This is a genomic window from Cellvibrio sp. UBA7671, assembly GCA_002483145.1.
Lineage (GTDB): Bacteria > Pseudomonadota > Gammaproteobacteria > Pseudomonadales > Cellvibrionaceae > Cellvibrio > Cellvibrio fibrivorans.
Genome location: DLHJ01000012.1, coordinates 282,058 through 301,924 on the forward strand (window position 1 = coordinate 282,058; position 19,867 = coordinate 301,924).

19 protein-coding genes are annotated in these 19,867 nt (G+C 48.0%); 16 read left to right on the forward strand and 3 right to left on the reverse strand.

Translation table 11 applies throughout. From position 1 onward, the window contains the following. The first annotated feature begins 136 nt into the window (after window positions 1-136). The 8 genes from B4E62_RS09590 to B4E62_RS09625 all read left to right on the forward strand — a co-directional run bounded on the left by B4E62_RS09590 (window position 137) and on the right by B4E62_RS09625 (window position 10,299). Window positions 137-2,464, forward strand: a complete 2,328-nt coding sequence (locus B4E62_RS09590) for an AAA family ATPase (RefSeq protein ID WP_331351900.1) — start codon at window positions 137-139, stop codon at window positions 2,462-2,464. Next, window positions 2,461-4,356, forward strand: a complete 1,896-nt coding sequence (locus B4E62_RS09595) for a UvrD-helicase domain-containing protein (protein WP_331351901.1) — start codon at window positions 2,461-2,463, stop codon at window positions 4,354-4,356. The genes B4E62_RS09590 and B4E62_RS09595 overlap by 4 nt, the downstream gene beginning before the upstream one ends. Before the next feature lie 57 nt (window positions 4,357-4,413). Beyond that, window positions 4,414-5,892 (forward strand): DUF6035 family protein, encoded by a 1,479-nt coding sequence (locus B4E62_RS09600; protein WP_331351902.1) that lies wholly within the window; start codon window positions 4,414-4,416, stop codon window positions 5,890-5,892. Window positions 5,893-6,156: 264 nt separating this feature from the next. Continuing rightward, a complete protein-coding gene (locus tag B4E62_RS09605; protein WP_331351903.1) occupies window positions 6,157-6,873 on the forward strand; it encodes a hypothetical protein in 717 nt (238 codons plus the stop codon). A gap of 798 nt (window positions 6,874-7,671) precedes the next feature. After that, complete coding sequence (locus tag B4E62_RS09610; RefSeq protein WP_331351904.1) at window positions 7,672-7,926, forward strand: JAB domain-containing protein; 255 nt, start codon at window positions 7,672-7,674, stop codon at window positions 7,924-7,926. A 300-nt stretch (window positions 7,927-8,226) separates the two neighbouring features. After that, window positions 8,227-8,463, forward strand: coding sequence for a 50S ribosomal protein L28 (gene rpmB, locus B4E62_RS09615; RefSeq protein WP_007639320.1), 237 nt, complete (start codon window positions 8,227-8,229; stop codon window positions 8,461-8,463). Between the two features lie 15 nt (window positions 8,464-8,478). Then, a complete protein-coding gene (gene rpmG / locus B4E62_RS09620) occupies window positions 8,479-8,634 on the forward strand; it encodes a 50S ribosomal protein L33 (protein WP_007639321.1) in 156 nt (51 codons plus the stop codon). A gap of 264 nt (window positions 8,635-8,898) precedes the next feature. Beyond that, a complete protein-coding gene (locus B4E62_RS09625) occupies window positions 8,899-10,299 on the forward strand; it encodes an HDOD domain-containing protein (protein WP_310068818.1) in 1,401 nt (466 codons plus the stop codon). A 72-nt stretch (window positions 10,300-10,371) separates the two neighbouring features. Here B4E62_RS09625 and B4E62_RS09630 read toward each other — a convergent pair whose 3' ends face one another. Next, on the reverse strand, window positions 10,372-11,013 hold the full coding sequence (locus tag B4E62_RS09630) for a PEP-CTERM sorting domain-containing protein (RefSeq protein WP_331351905.1): 642 nt from the start codon (window positions 11,011-11,013) through the stop codon (window positions 10,372-10,374). A 334-nt stretch (window positions 11,014-11,347) separates the two neighbouring features. On the opposite strand from B4E62_RS09630, the gene mutM reads away from it, so the two are divergent. Further along, window positions 11,348-12,160 carry a bifunctional DNA-formamidopyrimidine glycosylase/DNA-(apurinic or apyrimidinic site) lyase gene (mutM, locus tag B4E62_RS09635; RefSeq protein WP_310068813.1) on the forward strand — a complete coding sequence of 271 codons (813 nt, stop codon included), beginning with the start codon at window positions 11,348-11,350 and terminating at the stop codon, window positions 12,158-12,160. A 21-nt stretch (window positions 12,161-12,181) separates the two neighbouring features. On the opposite strand, the gene coaD is transcribed toward mutM, so the two are convergent. After that, on the reverse strand, window positions 12,182-12,661 hold the full coding sequence (gene coaD, locus B4E62_RS09640; protein WP_310068811.1) for a pantetheine-phosphate adenylyltransferase: 480 nt from the start codon (window positions 12,659-12,661) through the stop codon (window positions 12,182-12,184). Window positions 12,662-12,757: 96 nt separating this feature from the next. Further along, entirely contained in the window at window positions 12,758-13,369 is a 612-nt protein-coding gene (gene rsmD / locus B4E62_RS09645; protein WP_331351906.1) for a 16S rRNA (guanine(966)-N(2))-methyltransferase RsmD, read from the reverse strand. A gap of 116 nt (window positions 13,370-13,485) precedes the next feature. Between rsmD and ftsY the strand changes: the two genes are divergently transcribed. The 7 genes from ftsY (at window position 13,486) to B4E62_RS09680 (ending at window position 19,831) form a co-directional block, all read left to right on the forward strand. Further along, entirely contained in the window at window positions 13,486-14,571 is a 1,086-nt protein-coding gene (ftsY, locus tag B4E62_RS09650; protein ID WP_414633258.1) for a signal recognition particle-docking protein FtsY, read from the forward strand. A gap of 48 nt (window positions 14,572-14,619) precedes the next feature. After that, window positions 14,620-15,288, forward strand: a complete 669-nt coding sequence (ftsE, locus tag B4E62_RS09655; RefSeq protein WP_310068802.1) for a cell division ATP-binding protein FtsE — start codon at window positions 14,620-14,622, stop codon at window positions 15,286-15,288. Beyond that, window positions 15,285-16,358 carry a permease-like cell division protein FtsX gene (ftsX, locus tag B4E62_RS09660; RefSeq protein ID WP_331351907.1) on the forward strand — a complete coding sequence of 358 codons (1,074 nt, stop codon included), beginning with the start codon at window positions 15,285-15,287 and terminating at the stop codon, window positions 16,356-16,358. Before ftsE ends, ftsX begins: the two co-directional genes overlap by 4 nt. 119 nt (window positions 16,359-16,477) lie before the next feature. Beyond that, window positions 16,478-17,338 (forward strand): RNA polymerase sigma factor RpoH, encoded by an 861-nt coding sequence (gene rpoH / locus B4E62_RS09665; RefSeq protein WP_331351908.1) that lies wholly within the window; start codon window positions 16,478-16,480, stop codon window positions 17,336-17,338. A gap of 91 nt (window positions 17,339-17,429) precedes the next feature. Continuing rightward, window positions 17,430-17,813, forward strand: coding sequence for a DUF423 domain-containing protein (locus B4E62_RS09670; protein ID WP_331351909.1), 384 nt, complete (start codon window positions 17,430-17,432; stop codon window positions 17,811-17,813). A gap of 29 nt (window positions 17,814-17,842) precedes the next feature. Then, window positions 17,843-18,589 carry a tRNA (guanosine(46)-N7)-methyltransferase TrmB gene (trmB, locus tag B4E62_RS09675; RefSeq protein ID WP_331351910.1) on the forward strand — a complete coding sequence of 249 codons (747 nt, stop codon included), beginning with the start codon at window positions 17,843-17,845 and terminating at the stop codon, window positions 18,587-18,589. 201 nt (window positions 18,590-18,790) lie between these two features. After that, the gene (locus B4E62_RS09680) at window positions 18,791-19,831 is read left to right on the forward strand and encodes an OmpA family protein (protein WP_331351911.1); all 1,041 of its coding nucleotides are present in this window, start codon (window positions 18,791-18,793) and stop codon (window positions 19,829-19,831) included. Window positions 19,832-19,867 lie beyond the last annotated feature (36 nt).

Sequence of the window (19,867 nt, forward strand, 5' to 3'; positions counted from 1 at the left end):
AGCCACGATGTTATTTAATGTAATGGCAATACCGAAGTGACTGAATTATCTTATTCAATCCTTGATGAATTCAAATTTAATCATTCATAGATATTGAGACAATTATTTATATATAACTAAGGCTGAGGAGCAAGCCATGCGAATCGAATTCATTGAGATTGCTAATTTTAGAAAGTTATTATCGACTCGCGTGGGGCTGTCTTCAGAAAGAACCGTTTTCGTTGGTGCTAACAATAGTGGTAAAACATCAGCTATCACGGCGCTCCGATATTTCCTTGTTGACCGCGAACGATCAAGCTTTTGTTTCAATGACTTCACGCTATCCCACTGGCCAACTATCAATGCGATGGGGGCGGAGTGGGAAGACCTGCATATTGCGAATCAGCCTTTACCAGATCCCCGATGGGATCAGGTTTTACCCTTCTTGGATGTGTGGCTTCAAGTTGCTGAAAATGAAATTCACTATGTTCAGAAAATTCTACCTACTCTTGATTGGGACGGTGGACGGCTTGGTGTGCGCATGCGTTTGGAGCCACGGCACACAGCGACACTTCAGCAGGAATATTTGTCAGCACGATCTCAAGCACGAGCATTGCAAGAGGCAGCTGCTGCACTAGCGGTAGCGCAAGGCAACGCTGCTGCGGATTTTCAGATAACAATTTGGCCTCAAACGCTCGTCGAGTTCCTGCAGCGTCGGCTGAAGGCTTTTTTCACTGTTAAGGCTTATGTGCTTGACCCCGCCAGTTGTGTCGAACCGCTACACGGTATTGCTAGACCGCAGGTACTAAATGGAAGCGACCCAATTGATGGTGATCCCTTTCGCGGTCTTATACGCATTGATGAGATCAGTGCTCAACGCGGATTTGGTGTAGCAGGTGAGAGTAGTAGCGATGACAATGAAGATGTCATCAGTGGGTCAAGAAAACTGTCAGTTCAGCTCCGCCAGTATTATGCTCGTCATCTTGACCCTTACGAAAATCCGGACGCGCAAGATCTCCTCGCACTCAAGGCAATTGAAGAGGCACAGAAAGTCTTTAATCTACGACTGAGTGATGGATTCAAGGATCCGCTCAAAGAAATGCATACGCTTGGCTATCCTGGTGTTACGGATCCTAAGTTGAACATTTCGACTAGGTTGCGTCCAGTAGAGGGATTGAATCACGATGCCGCAGTTCAATTTGTTGTGCCCGTCCATAATGGCGAAACCTCGATAAATCTTTATCTACCGGAAGATTCCAATGGGCTCGGCTATCAGAATCTGATCTCTATGGTCTTTCGTCTCATGGCTTTCCGTGACAGTTGGATGCGAGTTGGTAAAGCCAAGCACAAAGTTTTAGACGATACGATTATTCCACCCTTACACCTAGTTCTGATCGAAGAACCTGAAGTGCATCTTCACACCCAGGTTCAGCAGGTTTTCATTCGCCAGGCACACAAAATCTTACGCAATCATGTCGATCTTGCTGCGAATCAGAATTTAGTAACGCAGATGGTGGTTAGTACGCATTCGAGCCACATAGCTCATGAGTGTGAATTTGATTCACTACGTTATTTTCGCCGCTTACCAAACGGCGAAAATTCGATTCCAACCTCATGTGTAGTTAACCTTGAAAATGCTTTCGGAGCCGACCAAGACACGAAACGCTTTGTCACCCGCTATTTGCGGGTTACGCATTGCGACCTATTTTTTGCAGATGCTGCGGTCTTGATAGAGGGGCCGGCCGAACGCATCTTGGTTCCCCATTTTGTAAACCATCATGCCGAGTTTGCAAAGCTCTCTGAGGGTTATATCACTTGGCTGGAAATTGGCGGTAGCCATGCTCATAGGCTCAGAAGTCTGATCGAAAAAATTGGACTCACTACGTTAGTTATCACCGATATCGACTCGTGCAACGTTGCGGGCGATAGTGCTCCACCGATTCGCAACTCAGGCTTTACAACACGCAATGCGACACTACGGACATGGTGGCCAGTATGCAATGAACTTGATCCTTTGCTAGACAAACCTGAAGGCGATAAGGCCAAAATATACGGTGAGCAACATTTCTCTATACGCGTCGCTTATCAGTCACCCACCCAAGTAACCTTCAAAGGAGCTACTGCTGAGGCCCTTTCCTACACTTTGGAAGATGCAATAGTAATGGCGAATATTGATATGTTTGGTGCGCTGCCTGGAGTTGGACTTATAGCTAAATTTCGCGCTGCCATTACTGATAGCGTTGATCTTGCTGACTTGGGGGCGACACTCAAAGCTGCTCTCAGCTCTGGAGGGAAAGCTGAATTTGCACTGGACTTGCTTGAACTTGAAAACCCTCTTGCTCTAAAACCTCCAGCTTACATTCGCGAAGGACTGCTATGGTTAGCCGCTCAGCTTGAGCACAAGCAAGTTGAGCTTGGGCTTTTACAGGTAGCAGGTGAGGAACAAATCGAGGAAGCTGTTGTTGCGAAGGAGATTGTTGCATGAGTAATGATTTCATAATGGAGTCGAACGTTACACTCGATGATCATGTAGACGAAGCATTGGCTGGATTTCTCAATCTGGAAAAACCAACGAGTTTCTTTCTATTTGCTGGCGCTGGCTCGGGTAAAACACGGTCATTGGTAAATGCGCTGAAGTATTTAGCGAAAACCTATCGTGACCTCCTCCGTTTACGTGGACGGCAAGTTGCTGTTATCACTTATACGAACGCAGCATGCGATGAAATAAAACGACGAACCGAGTACGATCCGCTATTTGTTGTAAGCACTATCCACAGTTTTGCTTGGTCGCAAGTGCAAGGGTTCAACACAGATATCCGCGCTTGGTTGAAAGATAATTTGACGCATGAAATTACCGAGCTTCAGCACGAAGAGGCAAAGGGACGACCTGGCACTAAAGCATCTGCTGCTCGTCAGGCTCAGATTCAGTCTAAGCAGCGCCGATTGGATCGACTCGAAGAAATTAAGGCATTTACTTACAGTCCCAGTGGAGATAATGGCGAGCGCAACGCACTAAACCACAGCGAAGTTATAAAAATTTTTTCAACGTTTCTGCTTATAAAACCGCTTATGCAGCGTATGTTCGTTGAAAGATTTCCATTTCTTATAATTGATGAGAGTCAAGATACCAGTCGGGGGCTCATCGACGCTTTATTTGCTGTACAGAATGTTCATTCTCACCGTTTTTGCTTGGGGTTGATCGGCGACACGATGCAGCGTATTTACCCGGATGGTAAAGAGCGAATCGAAAATGAAATCCCTCAGAATTGGGCAACGCCAGAGAAAAAGCTAAACCATCGCTCCCCTCATCGTATCGTGAAGCTTATCAACCAAATTCGAGCCAGTGTCGATGATCATAAACAGGTGCCGCGGGACGATAGGCCAGAGGGTTGGGTAAGGTTATTTATCTTCTCCGTTGATACACCAAACAAACCTGCGTTAGAACAGCGAGTACGAGATTACATGGCAACACTAACTAGTGATCAGAATTGGTCTGACTCTAGTAAATGCAAAATCTTGGCCTTAGAGCATCACATGTCCGCTCGGCGCATGGGTTTTGAAAATATGTTTGAAGCGATTGCCTCGGTGGATGAATATCGCACGGGGTTTCTCGATGGAAGCTTTGCTCCTACACAATTATTTACCCAATACGTATTACCTCTCGTCGCTGCGCAGCAGAAAGGAGATAAGTTTTTTGCAACAAAGCTGGTGAGAGAGCACTCCCCCTTGCTGAGTGAAGACGTTTTGAAGCACAGTGATAATCCGATAACACAACTTCGAGCCACCCAAGTTGCAATCGATAACTTAATGACACTTTGGGCTAACGGCGAACCCTCATGTGCTGCGATTACCGAAAGTCTTGCTAGTAGCAACCTATTCATGATTCCCGACAGCCTCAAAGCTGCTTTGGCTGCAAAGCAAACCGTATTAACAGTAACACCTGGCGATGATGCAATTGATCCACTAAGTGATCAAATTGCTGCTCTTGTTAAATTTCTGGATTGCTCATTTTCGGAAATTGCACCATATGCTGCTTATGTAGCAGGTGAGGCTCCATTTGATACTCATCAGGGGGTGAAAGGCTTGGAGTTCGAGCGCGTGATGGTTCTCATGGACGATGAAGAAGCCCGAGGTTTCTTGTTCGGTTATGAAAAGCTGTTAGGTGCTAAAGCCCCTACTGCTACCGACATAAAAAATGCGCAGGAGGGCAAAGAAACATCCTTTGATCGTACTCGGCGACTATTCTATGTAACGTGCAGTAGGGCCCAGTCAGGTTTGGCGCTCGTGGCCTATTCTTCTAATACCGCAGCTGTTCGTGAGCAGGTTATTGCCAATGGGTGGTTTACTGTGGACGAGGTTCTTTCAGCGTTACCTTAAGCAGTTTTAGCTTGAAGAGTTGTCAGGACGTAAGTGTGTATACAAATAGGATTTCAAATGAATAGCTGGTCCTCAACCACCAAAATCCCTCAAATCCCAATAGTTATTGATTCGAAGACAAATGAACATGTCTCGATAATTGGGATGAATTATTTATATGCAAAAGACGAGTTGGCTTATGTCAGGCTTAATAATTTGCGAGAACAGCGATTCAGATGTTACCGCTGCAAGCATGTAGTCATACTTTCCTGTCGATCAGATCCTGATAGTTTACACGGCCATTACTATTTTTTCAGGCATACACCTGATGTGCAATGTGAGTGGAGATATGACAGCCCATCAAAGGCGGAAATATATCAGGGTGTTCAAGAAGGATTTAGGCACTATGAGCTAAAACAGTTAATAGCAAATACATTAAATCAACTAAATGGTTGGACGATTATTTCCATTGATAAAAAATTTGTCTATAGCCCTAAAACAAATGAAAGAACCAAGCCTGACCTACTTGCCACCTTCGGCGGGAAAGAAATCGCAATAGAAATTCAATTGCGTGGAGAAAGCCCTTTAAGAATACTGAAAAGACATGAGATACATAAAGAGCGCGAAGCATATATTTTATGGGTTACTTCTAATTCTAGAGGTCATACGAGTGATGACGAAAATGAGTCTATTGATTTTCGGCAGGTTCATAAGGATATAGCATATTCCAATCGAGGAAATAGATACATCTTTACTAAAGAATTAGCTGCTGAATCTGTTAAGCGCGGGAAATTTATCCTTACAGCAGTATACGAATATCCCGAAATAAATGACAAAGCTATAAAAACATCTTGGCAATCAATCAATGTTCCTGTGGATGATCTAACATTTGATTCTGGAAATATATATTTCGTTGATTCAGTAAAGCTACAAGCTGTATTAAGGGATCGATTAAGGTCTGAGGGATTATTGTCAGCAAAAAAACTGCTAACAACTAAACGGCCAGATAGCTTTGAAAATTTTCAAATGTTAGTGAAACCTGTTTGGCCGACCTTTGACAAGGACGAGGATATACTCAGGCTGAAATCAATGTATGATGAAGATTTTAATGAGCGACAACTAAAGCTAAAGAAATCTATCGTAAGGTACTTTCAATCGGCGAGTTGGCGAACCAGGATGGATGGAAAGTGGTGGAAAAATACTGCGCTTGCTGTTAGTGCCCATAATTTTGGAATTAAATCTGAGAGTGATTTAAGAATAGTAGAAAAAATAATATTAATCTTGGGGATTCCGTTGTCAGAGCATTTATGCATTGATCATAAAAGCCATATTAGAGCGTGCCATTACTTTTTTGATTCAAAATCGTTTATCCCATACCGGCATCTGTGTAAAGCAGCGATGATTGAAAGTGTGCATGGCACAGAAATTCTTCTGCACCCCACAATAACATCCCGGATAGAAAAAGAGTCGAAAATTGTTGTGAAGTCGGATGATCTTGATAGATTCTATGAGTGGTTTATATCAGCACCTAATTTACATAAGTCATTGCTTCAATAAATAACTAAATTCTGGAAAAAGATACAGGTAATTTAGTTTGCTAACCTCAATATTTTTTGGTTGTTTTTTATTGATATACATAAACAGTATACCGAGATGATGCGTCAGGAATTCATGAGCTGGTTGGCGGCATTGGCTTGCTTATGCCTGCTTTTTGTTGATGATATAAACCTCATCAATCCGCAATACTCGATGTAGGTAGCATATTCGTTTTCCAACTTTTATTTATGTCGTCGGTCACCTAATAGGTTGTTAGGATTTTTTATGGCGGAATCACTTGAATCTCGTTTTACAAAATTTCTAGAGCTTACAGTTGGCGCTGAATCTATTGATTTGCTTCATACCCCAGGTTCAAACGACCCCAAAATGGCTGATTATTACTTGGCTGATCGAAAAATTGTGGCAGAGATAAAGTCGCTTAATGCCGACCAGATGACTAAAGGTGCTGCTGTAATCGATGAATATTTATCTGATAAAGGGGTGGTCATCTTTGGAACTTTATCATCGGCAGGATTTACGGAAAATCTAGATGAGGAGAACGCACTTAAGCTTAAAATCCAAAATAAAATGACAACGCGAATTAAAAAAGTATGTAGCGATGCCAACAAACAAATAGCTAAACAATTCGAAAGTCTTCCGCACCTAGCCACTGGTGTTTTAATTTTAATCAATGAAAATAATACCAGTTTGCATCCCAGCATGGTGGCTGATCGAATAATTGAATATGCTGCATCACAACCTAGAAGTATTCACTATTGTCTCATGATATTTGAATCTCACAGAATAAAGGTAAAGGGTAAATTGCTTCCTTATCCATTGCTATTAGACTTAACTCGTAGTTTTCGACAAAGACGTTCACTAGGTTTTCTACAGTCAATCCAATGGGAATGGGCAAAAACATATGGTCATACGGATGAGGTGTTATCTGACGAAGGTAATTTAATTTCGTATTATCCGGAAGTGCTTACATTTGGTGAGTAAAATCTCATAGGGGGCTTATAACCCGACATTGGCGCCCCTTTCGAGTTCCGGTCTGCGCCAACGCGTTAAGTATACTAATTAAGCAAATCTGAGCCAATACTTGATAGGTGAGCAAACTAATGCCTGTTAATTCTTAATTAACCGTGTCCACTTCCCTTATCCTGAGACCTACATAACTGGAATCCTCTGAGAAATATAGCCTCGGGAAGCGGCGAATTTTCTGGCGCTGGACTAGAATGTTGGCGCGCTCCTCTAAAACGAAGAAAGCCCAACTTTTAGGTTGGGCTTTCAAGTCCTCGAAGGAGGGAAAAATACAATAAGGCCTCTTGGGCAACGACTTTATGCTAGGGTTCATCGAAGAACCTGTCAATTACAAACCTCGATAAGATGTAACAATTTCGATGCAGTGCATGGGTTTTGTGTGGAATATTTAAGCATGAATGAGTAAAGTAACGAAATTGGGCTTTTCGCTCACACCGTAATAAATGGTCGCCCGTCTGGTTTGGAGCATAGTCCCGCAGGCGGTTCCGGCCAGTCTATTCAAGAGGTCGACCTTTGTCGGCCTTTTTTATTTTTACCGGGCAGCTGTTATGGCCCCTGCAGTATGCGCCCTTATCCTTCCGCCCCCTAAAGCATTTACCCCTCGTTTATGATACTCCCACTGCTTATGCAGACCGCCTAGCAAAATTCCCCCTGCCAGCTCTGCCGGATTCAGTGTTACCCCTTTGCAAAACCACTGCGCCCTCCTAGCCAGAGTCCTCACTTTAACCGAGTGATCCGAAAATTTTCTTGGTCCAAGTGGCGACACTGAATGTTTCAGCACTTACACTATATAAACGCCTGATGGCGTCAAAAACATTAAATGACCGATCTGTTCTGTTGCTCTGTAAAAGCCACAACCATCCCAGTGGTGTGGCCGAACCTAGTCAAGCCGACTGCCGTATTACCCAGCGCCTGCAGGCAGCGCTGGACTTGATCGATGTGCGGGTGATCGACCATATGGTGGTGGGCGACAGCGAGGTAATTTCCTTTGCAGAGCGGGGATTGCTCTGAAATCGCGCTATTAATTGGAGTAGCCCAGTTTTTTTGGTTAAAAAAACAGCTTTTCATTGCTATTGGAGGACTGTTTTGGTATAAAACGCGGCTCTTTGCGGCAGGGTTGTGAAGGCGTATTAAAAGAGCGCCATTTCCGCGCAAATTTCCCTTGGGATTTGCTGCTCCAACCCTGAAATTAACCCGCGTTTAGGAAAGAATAGGCTGCTTACAACAATGCTCTAGGCTGGTTGTTAGTCTGTTTTACGGTTCTAACACAGCGTCCAGCTTAGCGCGCTGAATTTTTAATGAGGCAATAAAATGTCCAAGGTATGTCAAGTTACTGGTAAACGTCCCATTACCGGCAACAATGTTTCCCACGCAAAAAACCACACCAAGCGTCGTTTTTTGCCAAACCTGCAATCTCACCGTTTTTGGGTGGAAGCTGAGAAGCGTTTCGTGACTCTGCGCCTGACTCCAAAAGGTATGCGTATCATCGACAAGCGTGGCATTGACGCTGTGTTGGCTGATGTTCGTGCCAACGGCCACAAAGTGTAATTAGGAGCTATAGTCATGCGCGAAAAAATTCGTCTGAACTCTTCTGCTGGTACTGGTCACTTCTACACCACTGACAAGAACAAGCGCACCATGCCAGAAAAGATGGAAATCAAAAAGTTTGATCCAGTTGTGCGCAAGCACGTGGTCTACAAAGAAGGCAAAATCAAGTAATTTAGTGTTCAATTCTTGATAGTTGGTTTCGCTAAAAAGCCCGGTCTGTGTACCGGGTTTTTTATTGCCTGAAATTCCCTTCAGTTAATAAGAAATGAATCTGAGGTGCCAAAAGGCAGAATTCAGCGACCTGAACTACACTCAAGCCAATAATCGATAACAAATGCAGTCAGTAGCGCTGGAGTCCAAGGTTTGAATGCGTCAATAGTCTCAACCCAACGTCTAGTCGCAGAGCCGAAAGTCACGCCAACACAGGTTTTCCCTATGACAGAAATTCGCGGGCTTGAGGAATGGATGACCACTCTAGCCGAACAAGAACTGCCGACGCTCAACGCGGTGGTAAGGGAGATCTGCGAGCTGAGTGAAAATGAAAAATGTCGCGCGGAGGATTTAACCAAAATTATTTTGCGCGATGCTGACCTCACTTCCAAAGTATTAAAGATCGCCAACTCGGTCCATTACAACCCATCATTTGCGTCGATCAAAACAGTGTCGCGCGCGATTGTCCATTTGGGTTTTGACAACCTGCGCAATATCACTCTCGCGACGACGTTGATTGAGAATTTTTTAAAGGGCAAGCCAAAAACTTTATTGATCCAAAGTTTGGCGCGCTCATTTCATGCCGCCGTGCAGGCGAAAGCGATGGTGCCGTTTTTGGATGGCGATAAAAAAGAGCAAGTATTTATTGCAGCGCTATTGCGCAATATTAGCGAACTTGCGCTTATCTCTACCGGGCGCAAAGTGGTAGAAAATTTTATTGAGGCGCGCGATCAGGACCCACAGGCCGAACACAGTTTGGCGTTGGAATATCTGGGTGTGGATACCAGTTTGCTATCGCGCCATTTAATTAAAGACTGGACACTCGGTGATCTGCTGAGCGAAGCCTGCGAAAACCATGTGCACTCCAGCGCAGCCGCGCGCGCGGTAAATTTAGGCAACCAAATCAGCACCTATATCCAGCGGGGAATGAAAAGTCAGGAGATGCAAAAAATTTGTCAACAAACGGCGAATCTGTGCAAGATTTCTTTGGACGATGCAAAAAAACAAATACTGATGATGGCGGATGAGGCTTCGGTAATTGCCAAGATTTATGGTGTAGAAGTATTGATCAGTTCTTTGCCGGATCCAGCGCTAATAGAACAAAAAGAAGAGAGTGCGGTAAAGCCTGATTATTTATTCCAACAGCAACTCAACCAAATTCACAAAGCAATGTTAGCAGGGGATGACTTCCCGAAAATTACGCAGCTGTCGCTTGCGGCATTGCATGAAGGCTCAGGTATATCCCGGGTGGCGATTTTGGTCGTGGATCATAAAAGTAAAATGCTTGATGTCCGTTATGTTGTTGGCAAGGGAACACATCTCTGGCGGCAACGCATTAAAATCAATCTTGAACAATTACACAAAGGTGAATTGTTGCACGAGTTTTTGCGCACCCAACAACCGCTCTGGTATCAACCATCCAGCGTACAGAAAGATATCGGTGCTCTACAGATGATGGGAGCTACCGGCGCTATTTTTCTCGCCCCTCTGTTACTGAATAAGCGTCTGATGGCCTTGGCTTATGCCGATGCGGAAACCGGTGTACTGAGTGCGCGCCAATTTGAGGAATTTCAACTCATTGCCAATCAATTGAATTTAATGATGCGTTTTAGCGCAAGCAGCTGATATAGGTGAGAATACTTGAGCAACAAAAAACCGCTGAGGATAATCCGCAGCGGTTTTTTTTCGTGTATTAATTTATTGGCGGCTAATGCGTTCTTGACGACGCGCCAGTGCCAACCCAATCAGCCCCAGCAAAAATAATAGCGCCGTGGTAGGCTCGGTAACCGAGACCAGCTTTTTAAAGGCGTGGTTATCGCTTTCGAAGGCAAAGCCATGGCTGGTTAATTTAACGCTGTCGAAAGACTCGCTGCCAAAATCAAAATTGATATAGCGGTTGGAGCTGTAACCCAGTTGGTTGCCATTGGCAAATTGGCCCACAATATCGCTGCCGGAATAACTTGCTACCAAGCTATTGTTCAAATAAAAACTGATGAAGTTATAGCTGTCGATTGAGCCCCAAAAAATACCAAAATAATCCGCTGCAGTACCTAAGTTAAAAATGGCACTTTGGGTGGTGGGCGCTGGGTTGGGCACTGTCAAATATTGTGAGTTGACGCCAAAGGGTTGCGCATATTTCCCGCTCTGATTACCAGTGACAAGGGCAAAGTCACCGCTACAGCTGGCATAACCGCAACCGGAATTAAAATCAATCGTCGTTGCGCCGGCGACTGAGCTAGTCACATCGCCCGCATTGGATAAAGAGACAATCGGCAGTGCTTGTGCAGCACATGTGGCTAACAACAGCGGGAAAAGCAACGCGGTAAACAGGTTTTTCATTCAACACTCCAGAAGGTAAAGAGGCCGCGACGGCGTCGGGCTAATAAGCTGTCCAAACAGTCATACACACATTTGGCACTTATCCGTTACCGCTGGATTTTTGCCAACATCATCGAATCAGCAACTTGTAGGCCAATTTCTCCTAAAAATGCGAATTGGTTCTCATTTGTTTGTGATGCACATCACATTCAGAATTCTAGCTAGGGTTTTGTGTATTTCAACGTCACAGAGAGAATATTTCGGCTTATTTTGATGAAATTTGCGCCAAATTCGATGATTTACTTCTATTAGCCATTTAGCATGTGACCATTAGCGATAAAAAACAGGAATTCCTATGCCTGAGTTACCCGAAGTCGAAACCACCCTGCGCGGTATCAGTCCCCATGTGCTTGGGCAAAAAGTGACGGAGATTGTCATTCGCCAGCCGCGCTTGCGCTGGCCAATCCCACCTGAGCTGGCGGAGTTGGTCAGTGGGCGGCGGCTGGTGAATGCAATGCGGCGCGGCAAATATCTGCTGCTCGATTTTGGCAATGGCCATGCCCTTATCCATCTGGGCATGTCGGGCAGCTTGCGCGTCGTTAACACCGACGAGCCACCATCATTCCACGACCATTTTGATTTGGTATTTGGCAAACGTGCTCTGCGCTATTGCGATCCGCGCCGCTTTGGTTGTTTGCTCTGGGTGGACGGCGAGCCGCAGTTGCACAAACTGCTGGCCGATTTGGGGCCGGAGCCGCTGACCGATGGCTTCACGGCAGATTATCTGTACGAGCGCACTCGCAAGCGCAGCCAGGCGATCAAGCAGTTCATCATGGACAGTAAAATCGTTGTTGGGGTGGGCAACATCTACGCCAATGAATCCCTGTTTATGGCGGGTATCAAACCCATCCGCAAGGCGGGTTCGCTGACACAAAAAAATTGTGAAGATCTGGTGCGCGATATCAAATTTGTATTGCAGCGCTCGATTAACCAGGGCGGGACAACACTGCGCGACTTTGTCGGCGGCGAAGGTAAGCCCGGTTACTTCAAACAGCAGTTACTGGTGTACGGGCGCGGTGGCGAGCCCTGCACCCGGTGTAAAAAGCCGCTTAAAGAGGTGCGAATGAATGATCGCACCACTGTGTATTGTGTGGCTTGCCAGAAATAATCGATCAGTAAAGGCGGCGGGTTATTTGCCGAATTTGCGCTTCAGTGCAGCCTCTACCGGGGCGGCGACAAACTTGCTGACATCGCCGCCGAGAAAGGCAATCTCACGCACGATAGAAGAAGAGATATAAGAAAGATGTTCGGCCGGGGTGAGGAAAATACTTTCCATGGTCGGCGCCAGCGCGCGGTTCATATTCGCCAACTGGAATTCGTATTCAAAGTCGGATACGGCGCGCAGCCCGCGCAATACCGCCTGGGCGTTCTGCTGGCGGACAAACTCTACTAACAAAATATCGAAACCGCAAACCGTCACATTGGGGAGATGGGCAAGAGTTTCCTTGGCCAGTGCGACCCGCTCATCCAGCGTAAATAAGGGATTTTTGCGATTGCTCGCCGCCACCGCTAGTATCACATTGTCGAACAGGCGACAGGCGCGCTCCACCAAATCGATATGGCCATTGGTGATGGGGTCAAAGGTACCTGGGTAGACCACTGTGCGCATAGGAGTATTCCGTGGTGGAGGCCGATAGGCGAGGCGCGCATGGTACAAAATTCACTGGTCACTAGCCAGCGCGAGCACCATCGCAGCAGATACAGTTTAGTTGCTATCGTCCAGAGTGTGGCGATGGTACAGGCGGAAGCTAACTTGGCCGGCCTGTTTGTCACGGTGCAATTGCCAGTTGCCGGGCAGTTGCAATTGGGCATCGCGTGGTGCTTCAAGGTAGATAACTGCCGCATCGCTCAACCAATCCTGTGCTTCCAACTCAGCAGCAATAGGCTCCCACAATTCGAGCGCAAAGGGGGGATCGATAAAAACAATATCAAATGGTTTGGGCGGTTGTTGCTTGAGCCATTGAAGGCTGTCCACCTGTTCGACCCGGCCATTGTCGGCCTGTAATAATTGCAGATTACTTTTGAGTTGCTGCGCAGCTGCGGCGTGTTTCTCCAGCAGCAAGCTGGACGTTGCGCCTCGCGATAGTGCTTCCAGGCCCAGCGCCCCCGATCCGGCAAACAGGTCGAGACAGCGTGCGCCCTGGATATCCGGCGCCAGCCAGTTAAATAAGGTTTCGCGGATGCGGTCGCCAGTCGGGCGCAGGCCATTGACGTCGGGAAAACTGAGTTTGCGTCCGCGCCAGATGCCACCAATGATGCGCAATTGGTTGCTGCCAGCCGGCTTGGGTTTGGATGATTTTGCGACAGGTTTGGGCAAGGCATTTCTCTACCGGTAGATCAGAAGTGGTAGGATAGCGCCTTTGCCGGATTTGCAGAAACCCTATCTGCCCGGGCACAGCATCCATCTCTCAGGTTAAGACCCAGACCAACACTATGTTTTTCAATCTGTTTAAAAAATCCGATAAGCCCGATACCGCAACGCCCACCGCTGATGCGCCGCCAGCCGCCGAAAAGGCGCCCGCTGAAACGGCCGTTGTGCAAGCGGAGATCGTCGCTGCGCAAGTGCAAGTAGAAGCGGCGCCAGAAGTCCCCGCCAAACTCGGCTTTTTTGCGCGCATCAAACAGGGATTGAGCCGTACCAGCAGCCACTTTGCCGAAGGGCTTGGCAATTTATTCCTCGGCCGTAAAACCATCGATGATGAGCTGTTTGAAGAGCTGGAAACCCAGCTATTGGTCGCCGATGTGGGGATGGAGGCAACGACGGAAATTATCGACAGCCTGACTGCACGCGTGGCGCGCAAACAGCTCAACGATGTCGATGCGCTCTATAAAGCGCTGCGCGACCAGCTCACTGACCTGCTGCGCCCGGTGGAAAAACCCCTAGTGATTGACAGCAGCAAACAGCCCTATGTCATCCTTGTTGTAGGCGTGAATGGTGTGGGTAAAACCACCACTATCGGCAAACTCGCCAAGCGCCTGCAAAACGAGGGCAAAAAAGTCATGTTGGCGGCAGGGGATACTTTCCGCGCTGCGGCGGTCGAACAGCTGCAAGTCTGGGGCGAGCGCAACAATGTTCCGGTGATTGCCCAACATACAGGAGCAGATTCGGCCTCAGTTATCTATGACGCGTTAAATGCGGCGAAAGCGCGTGGAATTGATGTGATCATCGCCGATACCGCTGGTCGTTTGCACAATAAAAACCATTTGATGGATGAGCTGTCCAAGGTCAAACGGGTGATGGCCAAGGTAGATGGCTCAGCGCCGCATGAAGTGTTGTTGGTGTTGGACGCGGGCACTGGCCAGAATGCCGTCAATCAGGCCGAGCAATTCCGTGATGCGGCTGGAGTAACCGGGTTGGTACTGACCAAACTTGATGGTACCGCCAAGGGTGGGGTGATCTTTGCACTGAGCAAAAAATTTGCGCTGCCGGTGCGGTTTATCGGTGTCGGTGAATCCATCGACGACCTTCAGCCGTTTGCGGCTGAGGCATTTATCAAGGCACTTTTTGACCAAAACTGAAGTTAACCAATCTGATGCTTCCTAATAATTTAGCAAACAGGGTTTGTTGTGATTCGATTTGAAACTGTAAGCAAGCGCTACGACACCGGCTACGAAGCCTTGGCGCGGGTCGACTTTGAGGTGGAGTCAGGAGAAATGCTGTTCCTTACCGGGCATTCAGGAGCCGGTAAGAGTACCTTGATGAAGCTTATTCTGCTGATGGAGCAGCCGTCCAATGGCAATGTATTTGTGGATGGCCATCACTTGGCGCGTATGCCGAAAAGCCAGCTGCCGTATTTCCGCCGCAATATCGGCGTGGTGTTCCAGAATCACCAGCTGCTGTTTGACCGCACTGTCTACGACAACGTCGCCCTGCCATTGCAGGTGGCCGGTTATCCTCATCAGGAAATCGGCAAACGGGTGCGCGCGGCACTTGATAAGGTGGATCTGCTCGATAAAGAGCGCAGCAATCCTATGACCTTATCGGGCGGAGAGCAGCAGCGTGTCGGTATCGCGCGCGCTGTGGTCAACAAGCCCACCTTGTTATTGGCAGATGAACCAACCGGTAACCTGGATCCGGAATTATCCAATGAAATCATGACCTTATTCCGCCAGTTCAACGAAGTTGGTACGACTGTAATGATCGCCACCCACGATGTGGAATTGCTCAAGCGCATGAACAAACGGGTATTGGGCCTCGTGCAAGGCAAACTGGTCCACGATGGGGTGCTCTGGTGAAATCGAATCGTCCTTCAAAACCCGAGCGCCGCCCCAATCGTATGGGTGCCAGTGCTACACCGCGCAACGAGCGCCCGCGTCGCGAGGCGCCTCCACGATTAGAGAATGTCCGCCCGCAAGGTGCGGTGTCGAGCCAGATGTCCTGGCGCGACAAGTTCGATGCTTGGAGTGCGCATCACAGCAACTCGGCAATTGAAAGCCTGTTGCGCATGCTGGGCACGCCGCTGCAAAGCCTGATGACCTGGCTGGTAATCGCCATCGCCATCGCCCTGCCGGCCGCGCTTTTCGTGGTGTTTAGCAATGTGCAGCAAATCGGCCAGAGCTGGCAGGACTCCAGCCAGATCTCGGTATTCCTGAAAAAGGAAGCTAGTGCCGGTCAGGCGCAGGATCTGCGCAGCCGCTGGGCGAAGCGACCGGATGTTGTCCAGGCTACCTACGTATCACCTGAGCAGGCGCTGGAAGAGTTCAAATTGGGTTCGGGTTTGGGCGAGCTGGCCAATCATCTCGATGAAAACCCATTGCCAGCGGTGATTTTGGTCAAACCCAAAATTGGCGGCAATGCGCCCGATGCGCTCACCTCCTTGCAACAAGCGCTGGTGGCTGATCCGCTGGTGGCCGATGTACGTCTCGATATGCTCTGGGTTAAGCGCCTGCATCAATTTATTACTGTCGCCGAGCGCTTTGTGGTTGCACTTGCGGGGCTGCTGGCCTTAGGAGTGCTGTTGGTAATTGGCAACACTATTCGTATGGCGATAGAAAATCGGCGCGATGAAATTGTCGTCGTCAAACTGGTCGGTGCGACCGATGCCTATGTCCGTCGCCCCTTTCTTTACACCGGCCTTTGGTTTGGCGTGGGCGGTGGAATACTGGCGGCAATATTGCTGGCGTTAGGATTTTGGTGGTTATCGGCGCCTGTTACCCAGCTTGCTGATCTGTATCAAAGTAGTTTTCGTTTACAGGGGCTAGGCTTTATTGAGAGCCTGCAATTAATTCTGATCGCCGGTTTTACCGGATTAATAGGAGCCTGGATCGCAGTGGCGCGGCATTTGTACCAAATCCAGCCGCGTTGATAGATGTTTTCTATCGCGCCAATTGAGAGTGCAACATCCGCGTAAAGTGAACTTTTTGGGTGCTGGCGGAACCAATAGGCGGGTGATACACTCGGGCAATCTTGAAATTGGAGGTAAACATGAGCACAAGCACAAGTCTGCAACCTATCGGCATTTTGGCCCCTGGTGCAAACCTGAATGCCTATGTTCAGGCAGTCAGCAGCTTCTCTATTCTCTCCGTTGAGCAGGAGCAGGAGCTGGCACGCGATTTGGTCACCAATGGCAACCTCGATGCCGCCCGTAAATTGGTTATGGCGCACCTGCGCTTTGTGGTGCATATTGCCCGCTCATACAACGGCTATGGCCTGCCACTGGGCGATCTGGTGCAGGAAGGCAATGTCGGCCTGATGAAAGCGGTTAAACGTTTCGATCCGGACAAAGGCGTGCGTTTGGTATCGTTTGCCGTGCACTGGATCAAAGCCGAAATTCACGAATTTATCTTGAAAAACTGGCGCATCGTTAAAATCGCCACCACCAAAGCCCAGCGTAAATTGTTCTTCAATCTGCGCGGCGCCAAAAAGCGTTTGGCCTGGTTGAGCAATGATGAAGCCCATGCGGTCGCGGCAGATCTGGGTGTTGACGTCAAACAAGTGCGCGAAATGGAAGGTCGTTTAGCGTCCTATGACGCAGGGTTTGACGCTGGTGAAGACGACGAAGATGATGGCTATGTAGCGCCGGCACATTACCTCGAAGACAATCGCTATGATCCCGCTGTGCGCTTGGAAGAATCCAATTGGGAAGAGTCCAACGTCAATGGCTTGGAAAAGGCGATGGAAAAACTGGATGACCGCAGCCGTGTCATCCTGCAGCGCCGCTGGTTGAATGATGACAAGGCGACCCTGCACGATCTAGCTGCAGAATATGGCGTATCAGCCGAGCGTATCCGCCAGCTCGAAAAGAATGCCATGAACAAAGTCAAAACCATGATGATGGAAGCCTAATTCTCGCTCCAATAGCACCCTGAAAAGCCGCGCTTAGCGCGGCTTTTTTATTGTCTGCCCATTTATAAAACGTATTTTTGAAGGTGATATTGTGGCGCGATTTTTTCTGGTGATCGCCGCTGTTAGCGGTTTTTTCGCAGTTGTTATAGGTGCTTTTGCAGCGCATGGTCTCAAGCAAATGCTCGCTCCGGAGATGATAGAGGTGGTCAAAACCGGTGTGCAGTACCAGATGTATCACGCGCTTGTGCTTATGCTGGTTGCACTTTGGTTTAAACAGAAACCTGCTGCATCAGGGTTAAAAGCCGCTGGCCTAGCCTTTATACTGGGCACCCTACTGTTCAGTGGCAGTCTTTACGCGTTGGCGCTGGGTGCTCCGCGTTGGTTGGGGCCAATTACCCCGTTGGGCGGACTCTGTTTTTTGGTTGGTTGGTTGCTGCTCACGATTTCTGCATGGCGGACCAGTTCGGCCGATTGATTTCTTTTACTTTATAACTTGTAGCCTTTATGTCCGAATTACCTGAGTTAACGCCCGATGTTGAGTCCGGCGAGGAAGGGTTTTTAATTAAGCCCGAATTTAAACCCAAATCGATCCGCAGTTTTGTGATCCGCGCCGGGCGCATTACTGTCGGCCAAAAAAATGCGTTCGATAGCTGGTGGCCGGTATTTGGTCTGAGCTTATTCAAGGGGCCCATTGATCCGGAGCAGGTGTTTGGCCGCAAGGCGCCGCTGGTACTGGAAATCGGTTTTGGGATGGGCGATTCTCTGCTGGAGATGGCGCGCAATGAGCCGGATAAAAATTTTATCGGCATTGAAGTGCATCCGCCCGGTGTTGGCCGCCTGATTAACGTAGCGGGGCAGGAAAAACTTACCAACCTGCGCGTATACATGGCCGATGCCATGGATGTGCTGGAAGATTGTATTCCCGATGCTGCTATTGACCGTTTACAGCTCTACTTTCCCGATCCTTGGCATAAGAAGAAACATCACAAACGCCGCATACTCCAGTCAGCCTTTGTTCAGAAACTCCGCCCTAAAATCGCGCCCGGCGGCATATTCCACATGGCGACCGACTGGCAGGCCTACGCCGAGCATATGTTGGAAGTGATGAATGCTGCGCCAGGCTTTGCTACCGAGTTTAGCGAAACCGGCTACGCACCGAGGCCGGATTACCGTCCGATCACCAAGTTTGAAAAACGTGGGGAGCGCCTCGGTCATGGCGTGTGGGATCTGCTGTTCAAAAAAACATCGTAAATTGGCATAAACTGCCTTAATTTGCTAAGGTAACCACCTGAAAATAATCATGAAACGGATTTCTGCAGACAATCAGCTTTTAGATCGGTAACTATTGATAGATTTACAACAGATACGTTTTAACAGCTTTAGCAACTAATCAATCGAGGGAATCAGATTGTCTTTTGGAACCTCGCTATTTTCTACGGAGAACAAATGGCTATGAAACACACACACGTACTTGCCTTATCAGCTGCTATTGCGGCAGTAATTTCAACTGGCGCCAGTGCCGACAACCACAAAGTAGAAATCCATGCTGACGCTGGCCGTACATTTTTTGAAGACTCACTGGAAGATGCCAACACTTGGGGTCTTGGTGTTGGTTTTGCCCTGACTGAAAACTGGATGTTGGATTTGGTAGCAAGTCGCTGGGACAGCGAAACCCAATCCGGTGGTGTCGATGTAGATGGCACCCAATACCGTTTAGATATGCTTTACCACATCAATACCGAGAGCGCATGGCGCCCTTATGTCGCCTTTGGCGTGGGCGATCAGGAGCGTGAATTCAACGCTGCCGATCCGTCTTCCGAGCGTGACACCCTGCTCAACCTGGGTGCTGGTATAAAGCGCAGCTTGGGCGATAGCTGGCAGTTCCGCACCGACGTGCGTGCCTTTAACAGCCTCGACAATGAATACACCGATTTAGCCGTAACTGCTGGTATTGGTTTTGTTTTTGGTGGTGAGTCAGCACCTGTCGCCGCTGCTCCTGTTGTTGCTGCACCGGTAGAAGCAGATAGCGATGGCGACGGTGTATTGGATTCTAAAGACCAATGCCCTGATACCCCCAAAACGCACAAAGTGGATGCAGTGGGTTGTTCACTGAAATTGACCGAAAGTGTAGCCATCGAATTGAACATCACCTTCGATACCGCCAAGTCGATTATCAAACCTGAATTTGAAAGCGAAGTAGCCAATTTGGCAACCTTTATGAACCAATATGCTGATACCGTTGTGACTGTTGAAGGTCACACCGACAGCCAGGGTTCTGATGCCTACAACCAAAAGCTGTCACAAAGCCGTGCTGACTCGGTGAAAGCGGCATTGATTACCAAATATGGTATAGGTGCAGATCGTGTTAATGCGATTGGTTACGGCGAAGCCAAACCGATTGCAGACAATATGAATGCAGCTGGCCGCGAGCAGAACCGTCGTGTAGTAGGCCAGGTGTCTACTGCAGTGACCAAGACTGAAACACGCAATTAATTACTGCGCGTGTGACGAAAAACCCGGCCAGTGTGC

Excerpts from the sequence above, each read along its gene's own strand:
- B4E62_RS09595 (WP_331351901.1), top strand. The coding sequence starts at position 2,461 with ATGAGTAATGATTTCATAATGGAGTCGAACGTTACACTCGATGATCAT.
- mutM (WP_310068813.1), top strand. The coding sequence starts at position 11,348 with ATGCCTGAGTTACCCGAAGTCGAAACCACCCTGCGCGGTATCAGTCCC.
- rpoH (WP_331351908.1), top strand. The coding sequence starts at position 16,478 with ATGAGCACAAGCACAAGTCTGCAACCTATCGGCATTTTGGCCCCTGGT.
- B4E62_RS09680 (WP_331351911.1), top strand. The coding sequence starts at position 18,791 with ATGAAACACACACACGTACTTGCCTTATCAGCTGCTATTGCGGCAGTA.
- rpmG (WP_007639321.1), top strand. The coding sequence starts at position 8,479 with ATGCGCGAAAAAATTCGTCTGAACTCTTCTGCTGGTACTGGTCACTTC.
- rpmB (WP_007639320.1), top strand. The coding sequence starts at position 8,227 with ATGTCCAAGGTATGTCAAGTTACTGGTAAACGTCCCATTACCGGCAAC.
- B4E62_RS09590 (WP_331351900.1), top strand. The coding sequence starts at position 137 with ATGCGAATCGAATTCATTGAGATTGCTAATTTTAGAAAGTTATTATCG.
- coaD (WP_310068811.1), bottom strand. The coding sequence starts at position 12,661 with ATGCGCACAGTGGTCTACCCAGGTACCTTTGACCCCATCACCAATGGC.
- B4E62_RS09605 (WP_331351903.1), top strand. The coding sequence starts at position 6,157 with ATGGCGGAATCACTTGAATCTCGTTTTACAAAATTTCTAGAGCTTACA.
- B4E62_RS09625 (WP_310068818.1), top strand. The coding sequence starts at position 8,899 with ATGACAGAAATTCGCGGGCTTGAGGAATGGATGACCACTCTAGCCGAA.
- trmB (WP_331351910.1), top strand. The coding sequence starts at position 17,843 with ATGTCCGAATTACCTGAGTTAACGCCCGATGTTGAGTCCGGCGAGGAA.
- ftsY (WP_414633258.1), top strand. The coding sequence starts at position 13,486 with ATGTTTTTCAATCTGTTTAAAAAATCCGATAAGCCCGATACCGCAACG.
- B4E62_RS09630 (WP_331351905.1), bottom strand. The coding sequence starts at position 11,013 with ATGAAAAACCTGTTTACCGCGTTGCTTTTCCCGCTGTTGTTAGCCACA.
- B4E62_RS09600 (WP_331351902.1), top strand. The coding sequence starts at position 4,414 with ATGAATAGCTGGTCCTCAACCACCAAAATCCCTCAAATCCCAATAGTT.